Here is a 12,461-nt window from a genome sequence, read left to right on the forward strand (position 1 = left end):
GAATTTTCCTGCTTCAAGAATTTGCTTTAGTGAATCCGTTGCTTATGAAACCTCTTCGTCAACAAAACCGCCAGGTTATTAGCTATGTGCCCCGCGTTGAGCCCGCGCCGCCAGACCATGCCCTGAAAGTGGAGGGCTTTCGCGATGTGTGGCAGTTACGGGGGAAATACGTGGCCTTTGTGCTGGTCGGCGAGCATTTCCGTCGCTCTCCCACCTTTACGGTGCCGGAGTCCGCACAGCGGTGGGCGATGCAGATCCGCCAGGATGAAGAGGTTGAAGAATAACAGCCATAAAAAAAACCGCCATCAGGCGGTTTTTTTATTTCTAACGTGTTTAGCGGTGCGCCAGCTCGGCGTCGTCTTCACTTTCCAGAATCGCTTTGTCGGTCTGCTTCAGCCACTGGCTGGTCAGCGTACCGGCGGTCATGGAGCCGCTCACGTTCAGCGCGGTACGACCCATGTCGATCAGCGGCTCAACGGAGATCAGCAGGGCGACCAGCGTCACGGGCAGACCCAGCGCAGGCAGCACAATCAGTGCGGCGAAGGTTGCGCCGCCACCAACACCCGCAACGCCTGCGGAGCTAACGGTGACAATCCCGACCAGCGTGGCGATCCAGACCGGATCCAGCGGGTTAATGCCGACTGTAGGAGCAACCATTACCGCCAGCATCGCCGGGTACAGACCCGCACAGCCGTTCTGACCAATGGTGGCACCAAAGGAGGCAGAGAAGCTGGCGATAGATTCAGGCACGCCCAGACGACGGGTTTGCGCTTCCACGTTCAGCGGAATAGATGCGGCGCTGGAACGGCTGGTGAAGGCAAAGGTCAGCACCGGCCAGACCTTACGGAAGTATTTCAGCGGGCTGACGCCGTTCACGCCCAGCAGGATACCGTGCACTACGAACATAATGCCCAGGCCGAGATAAGAGGCGACAACGAAGCTGCCCAGCTTAATGATGTCCTGCAGGTTAGAGCCGGCAACCACTTTGGTCATCAGCGCCAGCACGCCGTAAGGGGTGAGCTGCATGACCAGACGGACCAGCTTCATCACCCAGCTTTGCAGGGTGTCAATTGCGGTCAGCACGCGTTCGCCTTTTGGCGCATCGTCTTTCAGCAACTTCAGCGCCGCTACGCCCAGGAACGCGGCGAAAATAACCACGCTGATGATCGAGGTTGGGCTCGCACCGGTCAGGTCAGCAAACGGGTTCTTCGGAATGAAGGAGAGCACCATCTGCGGCACGGTCAGGTCAGCCACTTTCCCAACGTAGTTGGTCTGAATCGCGGTCAGACGCGCCGTTTCAGCGGTACCCTGAACCAGACCTTCTGCAGTCAGGCCAAACAGGTTAGTGACCAGCACACCCACCAGCGCGGCAATCAGCGTGGTGAACAGCAGCGTGCCGATGGTCAGGAAACTGATTTTTCCCAACTGGGTCGCGTTATGCAGGCGGGCAACGGCGCTCAGAATAGAGGCGAACACCAGTGGCATAACGATCATCTGCAGCAGCTGGACATAGCCGTTACCGACAATGTTGAACCACTGAATGGAATCTTTCAGAACTGGATTATCGGAGCCATAAATTGCCTGTAATGCCAGACCAAATACGACACCCATGGCCAGACCAACCAGCACCTTTTTCGCCAGGCTCCACTGTTTGTGGCGCGCCTGCGCGAGAAGCAATAGCAATACAGCGAACACAACGACGTTCGCGATGAGTGGAAAATTCATCCCCGTTCTCCTGATTTATTATCGGGTCGGTTTTTACCGATCCTGTTGGCGGAAGGTTAGCAGAAGTGTGATGTAGCGCTTATATCCAAATGGAATGGGTTATGACAAATGGGATAATTTTGTTGGTTTACTGTTCAATCTGGTGATGAATAAAGCGATTGAACTGAAATTGCAGCGAATTAATCATCTGGGAAGACCAGCGGACAGCACTGTTTTCGGGCAACGTTTGCGGCATCCAGACGGCGTAAGCAAACAGCGCCATGCACAAGACGCGCTCCAGCTGGTTCCCTTTCTGCGGTGCCAGGATGGGAAAACGAAAGCGCCAGCGGCAGGGCCATAGCAGCGGTACGCCCGCAGGCGTCAGCATATCGGCCAGAATATGGCTTAAATATCCCAGCACCATCCCCTGAATGGCATCACCGGGGACGATCCAGCTTTCGGGCACTTTTAAATAGAAAAGCGTCAGCAGGCCAAACACGGCCAGCAGGCTGTGCGTAAACCCCCGGTGGCCGAACGCGCGGGCGATGGGTTTCGATACCCACTTCAGGCGCTGTCCGAGGAACGACTTGGGGTGGTCGATGTCGGGCAGCAGACAGGTCAATACGGCGGAAGGGACGATATGCCACCAGTCCCCCTGTGCCAGCACGGGGGTGAGTTCAGCGTTTTTGGCAAATACTGCGCACGCGATAGAAAAAAGCAGGTGGCCTTCCGCCGTCATGATAAAACCCACAAAACTGTCAATTCATACAGTATAGGGTTTTTATACAGTAGGCGGAAGAGGTGACGGTGTAACTGTTTGTCACAAACCGGAGGAGGGCGTTAACCGCCCTGCAGATGGCGCGCCGTCAGTTCTGCCAGTGAATGTAGCTTCACATCGGCAAGCGCGAACCGGGGATCGTGGCGGCCTTCTTCCGCTGGTACCACAATGGAGCGCATCCGCGCGGCTTTAGAGGCCACCATGCCGTTAACGGAATCTTCCAGCGCAACGCAGTTGAGGGGATCCAGACCGAGCTTAGCGGCACAGTCCAGATAGACCTGCGGGTGCGGCTTGCTGTAAGGCAATTTCTCAGCGGAGGCAAGCGCGTCGAAACTGTCGCGCAGTTCAAACATGATGAGCACTTTTTCCAGCATATGCAGCGGTGACGCCGAGGCCAGGCCGACCTTCAGTCCCTGGGCTTTACACAGCGCGACCGCCTCACGTACGCCGGGCAGCAGCGGCTTGCTCTCTTCTACAAGCGAAATGGCGCGGCTGATAATGCGCGCGGTCACTTCATCACGACCTGGTCCAGCCCACGGCTGTTGGGCATACCACAGGTCAACCACCATATCGATGCGCAGGCCCAGCGTATCGGGAAGTTCATTACGGCGGCTGATATCCACGCCCAGGCTGGCCATGACGTCCAGTTCAGCGCGATCCCACAACGGTTCGGAATCGATCAGTAATCCATCCATGTCAAAAATTGCGGCAAGAATTTGGCGCGGTGTCGACATCACAACGTCTCCTTATCCAGGGTGTTCGACAGACGATAAGTGCTAAGCACACTCTGCAATTTAGCATATTGCTTTTAAAGAGCGGGCGAAATTGATGACCAGCAGGTAGACTTAGGCACAAATAACGCGTCTTTATGAAGAGGAACTGATGACGTATCAACAAGCTGGACGCATTGCGGTCTTAAAACGTATTGCTGGCTGGGTGATTTTTATTCCTGCCGTCATTTCTACGCTGATTTCTGTACTCAAATTTATGTACGATCACAGCGAAAAACAGCCGGGTATCAATGCGGTTATGCTTGATTTTGCGCATGTGATGATTGAGATGATGCGTTTTAATACGCCATTCTTGAATGTCTTCTGGTTTAACTCACCGACCCCGGATTTTCAGCATCAGCTGAATATCGGCTTTTGGGTGATATACGCCCTGATCTTTGTTGCGCTGGCGCTGCAGGCCTCTGGCGCACGAATGAGCCGTCAGACGCGCTTTTTACGCGAGGGCGTTGAGGACCAGCTCATTCTGGAGCAGGCCAAAGGCCCGGAAGGCATGAGCCGGGAGCAGATTGAATCCCGCATTGTTGTGCCGCGCCACACTATTTTCCTGCAAATCTTCCCGCTCTATATCCTTCCCGTGATTATCATTGTGGCAGGATACTTCTTCTTCTCACTGCTCGGTTTTCTGTAACCGATACGGGTGGCGGCAAGGCCACCCGTTCGCGTCTCAGGCGGCAAGCATGCGCTCCAGCGCCCGCTGTGCGTTAACCAGGTGTTCCCCACCAAAAAGTATGGCGCGGTTCATCAGCGTATAAAGCTGGTACACCGGTTGACGGTCGAGGAAGCCGGGCGGCAGGGGCGAAACCGACTGATACCCGTCGTATATCTGCGGCGGTTGTTCAGGGTGCAGCGGCAGCATGGCAAGGTCGCACTCTCGGTCACCCCAGTAGCAGGCCGGGTCGAAGATATAGGGGCCGTTGGGCCCCAGCGCGCAGTTATCGGACCACAAATCACCGTGGAGCAGAGACGCCTGAGGCTGGTGGGAGGCCAGACGCTGCTGCACGTGCTCGACGATGGCGTCTATATTGCCAAATTCCAGCCCTTTCTCGGCGGCAAGCTCGAGCTGCCAGCCAATACGCTGCTCGGCAAAAAAGGTCGACCAGCGACGCTGCCAGGCATTGGGCTGTGGCGTGGTGGAGAGATCATTGTCAAAATCGAGACCAAACTGCGGCTGGTCGCTCCACTGATGGAGGCGTGCTAGCTGCTGGCCAAGAATGAAAGCGTTATGGGCATCCAGCGGACGGGCGGGGAGATATTCCATGACCAGAAAACTGTAATCGCGGTCGCTACCGACGGCCAGCACCTGCGGGACCGTCACCGTTTTACTGCGCGACAACAGTTCAAGCTGATCGGCTTCGGCGGTAAATATCGGAAGCAGCTCACGTTCATCGCATTTTACGAAGAGATCGCGCCCTGCGTAGCGTAAATGCCACGCGGCGTGGATCTCTCCGCCTGGCAGTTCGTTACGCAGTTCAATTTCACCTTCACCCAGCTGCTCACTTAAAAGATGACTGATAGCCTGCCACATGTTGACTCTCCCATGTTGTCTGCCAGATCATAAAGTTAGCGCATTATTGCGGTAAAAAAATACGAACTAACGCACACCTGAGCGGTTTAATTTCATACAGGGCACTTATTGTTCTTTTTTCTGCCAGCTTTCCCAGGTGTCGACGTCAATTTCGGCTGGCTTGTCGGTCACACTTTCCACCAGACTGGCGGCCAGCGCATGAACCTCTTCTTTATTCAGGGCACCGATCAGACCAAATGCCAGGGTGCCTAAATCATGAATATTGCCCTCGTCATCCGTGAGCGTGAGGAGAAAATTAGCCCGGGTGAAGGCGTTGTTGAGCTCATTCAGCTCGGTCAGCGACGCTTCATGAAGGTTGACGGTTACGACGTAGCGGGTGATGTCACCACTGCTCATAATTCACCTCATTGTTATCATGGAAGTTTTCTTAGCATAGTCGATAGTTTGCGTTTGGCGACTCGGTGATGACATTCCCCTCCATAAGGATGAAGGGGAACAGGGGTTAATTTCGGGACAGGTAATCGACAATTTTTTGCGTATCGGCCAGCGAACAGAGACGCGTGCCCTGGTTGATGGTAGCGGCGCTACCCGCCGCCACGCCGTAGCGCGTCATCTCCAGCAGTGACGCGCCCTGCGCCAGCTTAAGCGTCATCGCGCCCACCATGCTGTCACCCGCGCCAACCGTGCTCTGGCTCTTCATTGGCGGTGGGACAACCTGAACGGACGACGTTTCATCGACGGCCAGTGCCCCCTGCGGACCAAGGGAAACCACCACGCGCCGCGCTTTGCCGCTGCGCACCAACTCCTGCGCGGCGGTGCGCACATCGTCAGGCTGCGTCAAGTCGCGGTTGACCAGCGCACTTAGCTCTTTCTGGTTGGGTTTGACCAGTTCAAGATTGCCCGGCACTAAGGCCGCCTGCAGGGCCTCGCCGCTGCTGTCAACGATGCAGCGGATACCGCGTTGCTGCGCCGCCTGAATAAGTGCGGTTAATTTTTCCGTGCTGACGCCGGGTGGCAGGCTGCCGCTTACCACCAGCAGCGCGCCGCTTTCAATGGTCAGTACTTTCTCTTCAAGCTGACGAAACTCGTCATCGGTGAGTTTCGCGCCCGGCATGACAAACCGGTACTGCTCGCCGCTGGATTCAACGTGGACATGCAGGTTTTGCCGCGTCCAGTCTTTCGCCTCGACGGTCTCTACGGCAACCTGTTCATCTGCCAGCAGAGAGACCAGGTGTTCGCCGGTGGCACCGCCTGCGGGAAAAATGGCCGTGGCCTTACCGCCGAGGTGAGTAATGGCGCGCGCCACGTTGATACCGCCACCGCCGGGCTCAAAGACCGGGGCGCTACAGCGCAATTTACCTTCCGGGTAAATCTGCGGCGTCAGGGTGGCGGAATCAAGGGAAGGGGAGAGCGTCAGGGTGTAGATAGAAACCATCATTACCTCCTTTTAGCATGGGTTCCTTTTAGTCTGGCACCATTTGTCAGGAAGGCAACGTAAATAACAGTATGATTTTAAATATGAATACTGAATAAAAGTAAGACCGGAGATATATAAAATAAAACGCTTTTTGGGATCGTTCTTATTCAAAAAATGAAATAAGAAAACATTGCTATGTTATTTGCGGCTTTTTATAATTTGTTACCTTTCTCTGGACGCCTTGTCATTGATCCTCAAGAAAGATTCCGGGACCGTGTGGTGTCGTTTTTTGTTGTACGGACGCCTTAATAAAATTAAGCGTTTAAAGACAGTTCCCGCTGCACTGATGCTGGCGGGTGGCGTGTTTGCGGCTATGAACGCGACCGCCGATGATTCCGTTTTTACTGTCATGGACGATCCCTCCACCGCGAAAAAACCGTTTGAAGGTAACCTGAACGCTGGGTACCTGGCACAATCCGGTAACACGAAAAGCTCTTCTCTGACGGCGGACAGTACGCTTACCTGGTACGGTAATACCACCGCCTGGTCTCTGTGGGGTAATGCCAGCAATACGTCCGCTAATGACGAACGTTCTTCCGAGAAATATGCGGTTGGCGGACGTAGCCGTTACAACATGACCGACTATGATTACCTGTTTGGTCAGGCAAGCTGGTTAACCGACCGTTACAATGGTTATCGCCAGCGTGACGTGTTCACCGCGGGTTATGGTCGTCAGTTCCTGAACGGTCCGGTACACAGCCTCCGTTTTGAATTCGGTCCGGGTGTGCGTTATGACGAGTACACCAATGGCGATACCAAAACCCAACCGCTCGGTTATGCTTCCGGCACCTATGCCTGGCAGATGACTGACAACACCAAATTTACCCAGGGTGTTTCTGTATTTGGTGCCAACGATACGACGCTGAACTCTGAGACGGCGCTGAACGTGGCCATTAACGAACACTTTGGTCTGAAAGTCGCCTACAACGTGACCTGGAACTCTTCACCACCCGAGTCTGCACCGGATCATACCGACCGCAGAACCACGGTTTCACTGGGTTATAGAATGTAATGAAGACGGGCCGATAATCATGTCGGCCCGTTTATTCTGTCTGGTCTTGTGACGTCCCTTCTGATGAGCTGTATTCGCCCCTAACCCCAAATCATTGCCGCCCAACGGAGTAACAGCATTGCGCCGCAGATGGCGATCAGCACCAGCACCATTTTCCAGTGTTTTACGGCAAATCGTTTTGTTGGCATAACCTAATCCTTGTTCGTTGATACCCACAGTCTACCAAACAGGGCCGAAATATGCCCCTACTCAGGAACGATTGGGTTATGCCAGCGCAGGGTTCGGCTCAGAACCAGTGGAATCGTTCGGCGAGAATCAACAATAAACCGGTGGCGGAAAGGATGTTTAAAATCACAACCGTTCTACTGGATACGTTCATAGTATGCACCTTTGGGTTTAAAGACCTGTTCAAGATTAGCCCAGCATCTTTGAAATGCGAGCACCGGGATTATGCGACCTGCAAATTCATGCGAAAGTGCCAGCACATCAATCTGCCAGCAGAGGGTGCAATCTCCCTTTTGTTAGTGTTAACATTGCAAGGCTTGCCGTATATCCGGCGTTGTCTGATTTTCCGGCAGGTGAATGATGACGAACCAATTTGACGATTGTTGGTCAGATGGTGTCGTAATCTATTGTCAAATCACGATTATTTTCTTTGTATATGCTCTTATGTGTGGGGCATCACTGCAAATAAGGATATAAAATGCCTGTAATTACTCTTCCTGATGGCAGCCAACGCCATTTCGACCGTGCTGTTAGCCCAATGGATGTTGCCCTGGACATCGGTCCTGGTCTCGCGAAAGCGACTATCGCCGGCCGCGTTAACGGTGAGCTGGTGGATGCCTCCGATCTGATCGAAAACGATGCGACGCTTGCGATCATTACCGCAAAAGATGAAGAAGGTCTGGAGATCATTCGTCACTCCTGCGCGCACCTGTTAGGCCATGCCATCAAACAGCTGTGGCCAAACACCAAAATGGCGATCGGTCCGGTTATCGATAATGGTTTCTACTACGACGTTGACCTTGACCACACCCTGACTCAGGAAGATATCGACGCGCTCGAAAAACGTATGCACGAGCTCGCCGAAACAAACTATGACGTCATCAAGAAGAAAGTCAGCTGGCACGAAGCGCGTGAAACCTTCGTGAAGCGTGGCGAGAGCTATAAGGTCTCGATTCTTGACGAAAACATTTCGCATGATGACAAGCCTGGCTTGTACCATCACGAAGAATACGTCGACATGTGCCGTGGACCGCACGTGCCGAACATGCGCTTCTGTCATCACTTTAAGCTGATGAAGATCGCTGGCGCCTACTGGCGTGGCGACAGCAACAACAAGATGTTGCAGCGTATCTATGGTACCGCGTGGGCCGATAAAAAAGCCCTGAACGCCTACCTGCTGCGCCTGGAAGAGGCGGCGAAGCGTGACCACCGTAAAATCGGTAAGCAGCTTGACCTGTACCACATGCAGGAAGAAGCGCCGGGTATGGTGTTCTGGCATAACGACGGCTGGACCATCTTCCGTGAACTGGAAACTTTCGTACGCTCCAAGCTGAAAGAGTACCAGTATCAGGAAGTGAAAGGCCCGTTCATGATGGACCGTGTGCTGTGGGAAAAAACCGGCCACTGGGACAACTACAAGGATGCGATGTTCACCACCTCGTCTGAGAACCGTGAATACTGCATCAAGCCAATGAACTGCCCGGGACACGTTCAGATCTTCAACCAGGGTCTGAAATCCTACCGCGACCTGCCGCTGCGTATGGCGGAGTTCGGTAGCTGCCACCGTAACGAGCCATCAGGTGCGCTGCACGGTCTGATGCGCGTGCGTGGCTTTACGCAGGATGATGCGCATATCTTCTGTACTGAAGATCAGGTCCGTGACGAAGTTAACGCCTGTATCCGTATGGTCTACGATATGTACAGCACCTTTGGCTTCGAGAAGATCGTGGTCAAACTCTCAACGCGTCCGGAAAAACGTATCGGTAGCGATGAGACCTGGGATCGCGCTGAAGCGGATCTCGCCGTGGCGCTGGAAGAGAACGGCATTCCGTTCGAATACCAGCTGGGCGAGGGCGCATTCTACGGTCCGAAAATTGAATTTACCCTGTATGACTGCCTCGATCGCGCATGGCAGTGCGGTACTGTACAGCTGGACTTCTCCCTGCCGCAGCGTTTAAGCGCCTCTTATGTTGGCGAAGACAACGAGCGTCAGGTGCCGGTAATGATTCACCGTGCCATTCTCGGTTCTCTGGAGCGCTTCATCGGCATCCTGACCGAAGAGTTCGCCGGCTTCTTCCCAACCTGGCTTGCGCCGGTGCAGGTGGTGGTGATGAACATTACCGATTCTCAGGCAGATTACGTTAAAGAATTGACGCAGAAACTACAAAATGCGGGCATTCGCGTAAAAGCAGACTTGAGAAATGAGAAGATTGGCTTTAAAATCCGCGAGCACACTTTACGTCGTGTCCCGTATATGTTGGTCTGTGGTGATAAAGAGGTGGAAGCAGGCAAAGTTGCCGTTCGCACCCGCCGTGGTAAAGACCTGGGCAGCCTGGACGTAAGTGAAGTGATTGAGAAGCTGCAACAAGAGATTCGCAGCCGCAGTCTTCAACAACTGGAGGAATAAGGTATTAAAGGCGGAAAACGAGTTCAAACGGCACGTCCGAATCGTATCAATGGCGAGATTCGCGCCCAGGAAGTTCGCTTAACAGGTCTGGAAGGCGAGCAGCTGGGGATTGTGAGTCTGAGAGAAGCAATCGAAAAGGCTGAAGAAGCTGGAGTAGATTTAGTTGAAATCAGCCCTAACGCCGAACCGCCAGTTTGTCGTATCATGGACTACGGCAAGTTCCTTTATGAAAAGAGTAAGTCTTCTAAGGAACAGAAGAAGAAGCAAAAAGTTATCCAGGTTAAGGAAATCAAATTCCGTCCTGGTACCGACGATGGCGATTATCAGGTAAAACTCCGCAGCCTGATTCGCTTTCTGGAAGATGGCGATAAGGCCAAGATCACACTGCGTTTCCGCGGTCGTGAGATGGCCCACCAACAGATTGGTATGGAAGTGCTTAACCGCGTCCGTGACGATCTGAGTGAACTGGCAGTAGTCGAATCCTTCCCTACGAAGATCGAAGGCCGCCAGATGATCATGGTGCTCGCTCCTAAGAAGAAACAGTAAGGCCTTCAAGCAGCAAAATCTGTGGAGCCTTCGGGTTTCATAGGTTTTGTTCGCCTATGTTTCGTTTATTTAACAATGCGAAGTGGAAGTTATTAAAATGCCAAAAATTAAGACCGTACGCGGTGCTGCTAAGCGCTTCAAAAAAACCGGTAAAGGTGGTTTTAAGCACAAGCACGCTAACCTGCGTCACATTCTGACTAAGAAAGCTACCAAGCGTAAACGTCACCTGCGTCCAAAAGCCATGGTTTCTAAAGGCGATCTGGGCCTGGTCATCGCGTGCCTGCCGTACGCATAAGTCGTTTCGTTTAACTTTTTTAACTTAGAATAGATACAGGAGAGCACACATGGCTCGCGTAAAACGTGGTGTAATTGCACGTGCACGTCACAAGAAAATTTTGAAACAAGCTAAAGGCTACTACGGTGCGCGTTCACGCGTATACCGCGTTGCCTTCCAGGCTGTTATCAAAGCAGGTCAGTACGCTTACCGTGACCGTCGTCAGCGTAAGCGTCAGTTCCGTCAACTGTGGATTGCGCGTATCAACGCAGCAGCACGTCAGAACGGTATTTCTTACAGCAAATTCATCAACGGCCTGAAAAAAGCCTCTGTTGAAATCGACCGTAAGATCCTGGCTGACATCGCAGTATTCGACAAAGTAGCGTTCACCGCTCTGGTCGAAAAAGCGAAAGCAGCACTGGCATAAGCCAGTTGAGAGAGGGGGCCTGGCTCCCTCTTTTCATATAACCCTGTAAGAAGATTGACATTTACCCGTGCAGGCTTTTCAATAAGGTCTCAACGGTTTTTACCCAACAAGGTAACGCAAGCATGAATGCTGCTATTTTCCGCTTCTTCTTTTACTTTAGCACCTGACTTCAGGAGGCTAGCGCGTGAAAGATGAAACGAAAAACAGCGCCAGATAAGCCTCCCGATGGAGGCTTTTTTTGTGCCTGAATTTGAGAGAATAACTCCACCAAATCGGTGTCTGCACCGACATAATGAGGAAAATCATGTCACATCTCGCAGAGCTGGTTGCCAGTGCAACAGCCGCCATTAATCAGGCCTCAGATGTTGCCGCGTTAGACAATGTCCGCGTCGAATATCTTGGGAAGAAAGGGCACTTGACCCTTCAAATGACAACCCTGCGTGAGCTGCCGCCAGAAGAGCGCCCGGCAGCAGGGGCGGTGATTAACGAAGCCAAAGAGCAGGTACAGCAGGCGCTGAACGCACGTAAAGCCGAGCTGGAAAGCGCGGTGCTGAATGCGCGTCTGGCCGCAGAGACGATCGACGTCTCTCTGCCGGGTCGCCGCATCGAGAACGGCGGTCTGCACCCGGTTACCCGCACCATCGATCGCATTGAAAGTTTCTTCGGTGAGCTCGGCTTTACCGTGGCGACTGGCCCGGAAATCGAAGATGATTACCACAACTTCGATGCTCTGAACATTCCTGGCCATCATCCGGCACGCGCTGACCACGACACTTTCTGGTTCGACGCGACGCGTCTGCTGCGTACTCAGACCTCCGGCGTTCAGATCCGTACCATGAAGGATCAGGCACCGCCAATCCGTATTATCGCGCCGGGCCGCGTCTATCGTAACGACTACGATCAGACCCACACCCCAATGTTCCACCAGATGGAAGGCCTGATTGTTGATAAAAACATCAGCTTCACCAACCTGAAGGGCACGCTGCACGATTTCCTGAACAACTTCTTTGAGGAAGATCTGCAGGTTCGTTTCCGTCCGTCCTACTTCCCGTTCACTGAACCGTCTGCGGAAGTTGACGTGATGGGCAAAAACGGCAAATGGCTGGAAGTGCTGGGCTGCGGCATGGTGCATCCAAACGTACTGCGTAACGTGGGTATCGATCCGGAAGTTTACTCCGGCTTTGCCTTCGGTATGGGTATGGAGCGTCTGACCATGCTGCGCTACGGCGTGACCGACTTACGTGCATTCTTCGAAAACGATCTGCGTTTCCTCAAACAGTTTAAATAAGGGCAGG

The 12,461-nt window shown here is 53.3% G+C and carries 17 protein-coding genes and 1 other annotated feature; of the genes, 9 read left to right on the forward strand and 8 right to left on the reverse strand.

Features of this window, described 5'->3' with window-relative positions; genetic code table 11:
• Positions 1 to 8 precede the first annotated feature (8 nt).
• Positions 9 to 284 carry a cell division activator CedA gene (gene cedA, locus ACMWJS_RS02015; protein WP_258526576.1) on the forward strand — a complete coding sequence of 92 codons (276 nt, stop codon included), beginning with the start codon at positions 9 to 11 and terminating at the stop codon, positions 282 to 284.
• Between the two features lie 49 nt (positions 285 to 333).
• On the opposite strand, the gene ACMWJS_RS02020 is transcribed toward cedA, so the two are convergent.
• The 3 genes from ACMWJS_RS02020 to hxpB form a co-directional block, all read right to left on the reverse strand.
• Positions 334 to 1,725: an L-cystine transporter gene (locus ACMWJS_RS02020; protein WP_045336125.1), complete on the reverse strand. Its 1,392-nt coding sequence runs from the start codon at positions 1,723 to 1,725 to the stop codon at positions 334 to 336.
• A 127-nt stretch (positions 1,726 to 1,852) separates the two neighbouring features.
• A complete protein-coding gene (locus tag ACMWJS_RS02025) occupies positions 1,853 to 2,443 on the reverse strand; it encodes a metal-dependent hydrolase (RefSeq protein WP_032644865.1) in 591 nt (196 codons plus the stop codon).
• 101 nt (positions 2,444 to 2,544) lie between these two features.
• Positions 2,545 to 3,216 (reverse strand): hexitol phosphatase HxpB, encoded by a 672-nt coding sequence (hxpB, locus tag ACMWJS_RS02030; protein ID WP_048027532.1) that lies wholly within the window; start codon positions 3,214 to 3,216, stop codon positions 2,545 to 2,547.
• Between the two features lie 148 nt (positions 3,217 to 3,364).
• Here hxpB and ACMWJS_RS02035 point away from each other — a divergent pair, with 148 nt between their 5' ends.
• The gene (locus ACMWJS_RS02035; protein ID WP_008500663.1) at positions 3,365 to 3,901 is read left to right on the forward strand and encodes a YniB family protein; all 537 of its coding nucleotides are present in this window, start codon (positions 3,365 to 3,367) and stop codon (positions 3,899 to 3,901) included.
• Positions 3,902 to 3,937: 36 nt separating this feature from the next.
• Here the strand turns inward: ACMWJS_RS02035 and ACMWJS_RS02040 are convergent, their stop codons facing one another.
• The 3 genes from ACMWJS_RS02040 to pfkB all read right to left on the reverse strand — a co-directional run bounded on the left by ACMWJS_RS02040 (position 3,938) and on the right by pfkB (position 6,233).
• Positions 3,938 to 4,798: a fructosamine kinase family protein gene (locus ACMWJS_RS02040; protein WP_008500662.1), complete on the reverse strand. Its 861-nt coding sequence runs from the start codon at positions 4,796 to 4,798 to the stop codon at positions 3,938 to 3,940.
• Between the two features lie 105 nt (positions 4,799 to 4,903).
• Positions 4,904 to 5,194 (reverse strand): type V toxin-antitoxin system endoribonuclease antitoxin GhoS, encoded by a 291-nt coding sequence (gene ghoS, locus ACMWJS_RS02045; RefSeq protein WP_008500661.1) that lies wholly within the window; start codon positions 5,192 to 5,194, stop codon positions 4,904 to 4,906.
• Positions 5,195 to 5,300: 106 nt separating this feature from the next.
• Complete coding sequence (pfkB, locus tag ACMWJS_RS02050; RefSeq protein ID WP_045336121.1) at positions 5,301 to 6,233, reverse strand: 6-phosphofructokinase II; 933 nt, start codon at positions 6,231 to 6,233, stop codon at positions 5,301 to 5,303.
• A 295-nt stretch (positions 6,234 to 6,528) separates the two neighbouring features.
• On the opposite strand from pfkB, the gene ACMWJS_RS02055 reads away from it, so the two are divergent.
• Entirely contained in the window at positions 6,529 to 7,287 is a 759-nt protein-coding gene (locus ACMWJS_RS02055) for a YdiY family protein (RefSeq protein ID WP_414746657.1), read from the forward strand.
• Between the two features lie 80 nt (positions 7,288 to 7,367).
• Here ACMWJS_RS02055 and yniD read toward each other — a convergent pair whose 3' ends face one another.
• Together yniD and yncL are read right to left on the reverse strand one after the other, a co-directional pair.
• A complete protein-coding gene (gene yniD, locus ACMWJS_RS02060) occupies positions 7,368 to 7,475 on the reverse strand; it encodes a small membrane protein YniD (RefSeq protein ID WP_008500658.1) in 108 nt (35 codons plus the stop codon).
• Between the two features lie 98 nt (positions 7,476 to 7,573).
• A complete protein-coding gene (gene yncL, locus ACMWJS_RS02065) occupies positions 7,574 to 7,666 on the reverse strand; it encodes a stress response membrane protein YncL (RefSeq protein WP_021241082.1) in 93 nt (30 codons plus the stop codon).
• Between the two features lie 324 nt (positions 7,667 to 7,990).
• On the opposite strand from yncL, the gene thrS reads away from it, so the two are divergent.
• The 6 genes from thrS to pheS all read left to right on the forward strand — a co-directional run bounded on the left by thrS (position 7,991) and on the right by pheS (position 12,454).
• Positions 7,991 to 9,919, forward strand: coding sequence for a threonine--tRNA ligase (gene thrS, locus ACMWJS_RS02070; RefSeq protein WP_008500657.1), 1,929 nt, complete (start codon positions 7,991 to 7,993; stop codon positions 9,917 to 9,919).
• A 3-nt stretch (positions 9,920 to 9,922) separates the two neighbouring features.
• Positions 9,923 to 10,465: a translation initiation factor IF-3 gene (gene infC, locus ACMWJS_RS02075; RefSeq protein WP_023616141.1), complete on the forward strand. Its 543-nt coding sequence runs from the start codon at positions 9,923 to 9,925 to the stop codon at positions 10,463 to 10,465.
• A 97-nt stretch (positions 10,466 to 10,562) separates the two neighbouring features.
• Entirely contained in the window at positions 10,563 to 10,760 is a 198-nt protein-coding gene (rpmI, locus tag ACMWJS_RS02080; protein ID WP_001124225.1) for a 50S ribosomal protein L35, read from the forward strand.
• A 49-nt stretch (positions 10,761 to 10,809) separates the two neighbouring features.
• On the forward strand, positions 10,810 to 11,166 hold the full coding sequence (gene rplT, locus ACMWJS_RS02085) for a 50S ribosomal protein L20 (RefSeq protein WP_000124850.1): 357 nt from the start codon (positions 10,810 to 10,812) through the stop codon (positions 11,164 to 11,166).
• 117 nt (positions 11,167 to 11,283) lie between these two features.
• Positions 11,284 to 11,408 (forward strand) — a sequence feature (Phe leader region).
• On the forward strand, positions 11,289 to 11,333 hold the full coding sequence (pheM, locus tag ACMWJS_RS02090; RefSeq protein ID WP_001386830.1) for a pheST operon leader peptide PheM: 45 nt from the start codon (positions 11,289 to 11,291) through the stop codon (positions 11,331 to 11,333). Its footprint overlaps the feature before it by 45 nt.
• A 62-nt stretch (positions 11,409 to 11,470) precedes the next feature.
• Positions 11,471 to 12,454 carry a phenylalanine--tRNA ligase subunit alpha gene (pheS, locus tag ACMWJS_RS02095; RefSeq protein ID WP_021241084.1) on the forward strand — a complete coding sequence of 328 codons (984 nt, stop codon included), beginning with the start codon at positions 11,471 to 11,473 and terminating at the stop codon, positions 12,452 to 12,454.
• The last annotated feature ends 7 nt before the right edge of the window (positions 12,455 to 12,461 follow it).

This window comes from Enterobacter sp. HK-058-C-ECC, assembly GCF_047531125.1.
GTDB lineage: Bacteria > Pseudomonadota > Gammaproteobacteria > Enterobacterales > Enterobacteriaceae > Enterobacter > Enterobacter quasiroggenkampii.

Bases quoted from the DNA above. Each gene is read 5' to 3' on its own strand.
- pheS (WP_021241084.1), top strand. From the start codon at position 11,471: ATGTCACATCTCGCAGAGCTGGTTGCCAGTGCAACAGCCGCCATTAAT.
- ACMWJS_RS02040 (WP_008500662.1), bottom strand. From the start codon at position 4,798: ATGTGGCAGGCTATCAGTCATCTTTTAAGTGAGCAGCTGGGTGAAGGT.
- thrS (WP_008500657.1), top strand. From the start codon at position 7,991: ATGCCTGTAATTACTCTTCCTGATGGCAGCCAACGCCATTTCGACCGT.
- ACMWJS_RS02025 (WP_032644865.1), bottom strand. From the start codon at position 2,443: ATGACGGCGGAAGGCCACCTGCTTTTTTCTATCGCGTGCGCAGTATTT.
- yncL (WP_021241082.1), bottom strand. From the start codon at position 7,666: ATGAACGTATCCAGTAGAACGGTTGTGATTTTAAACATCCTTTCCGCC.
- ACMWJS_RS02035 (WP_008500663.1), top strand. From the start codon at position 3,365: ATGACGTATCAACAAGCTGGACGCATTGCGGTCTTAAAACGTATTGCT.
- hxpB (WP_048027532.1), bottom strand. From the start codon at position 3,216: ATGTCGACACCGCGCCAAATTCTTGCCGCAATTTTTGACATGGATGGA.
- rpmI (WP_001124225.1), top strand. From the start codon at position 10,563: ATGCCAAAAATTAAGACCGTACGCGGTGCTGCTAAGCGCTTCAAAAAA.
- ghoS (WP_008500661.1), bottom strand. From the start codon at position 5,194: ATGAGCAGTGGTGACATCACCCGCTACGTCGTAACCGTCAACCTTCAT.
- rplT (WP_000124850.1), top strand. From the start codon at position 10,810: ATGGCTCGCGTAAAACGTGGTGTAATTGCACGTGCACGTCACAAGAAA.
- yniD (WP_008500658.1), bottom strand. From the start codon at position 7,475: ATGCCAACAAAACGATTTGCCGTAAAACACTGGAAAATGGTGCTGGTG.
- pfkB (WP_045336121.1), bottom strand. From the start codon at position 6,233: ATGGTTTCTATCTACACCCTGACGCTCTCCCCTTCCCTTGATTCCGCC.
- ACMWJS_RS02020 (WP_045336125.1), bottom strand. From the start codon at position 1,725: ATGAATTTTCCACTCATCGCGAACGTCGTTGTGTTCGCTGTATTGCTA.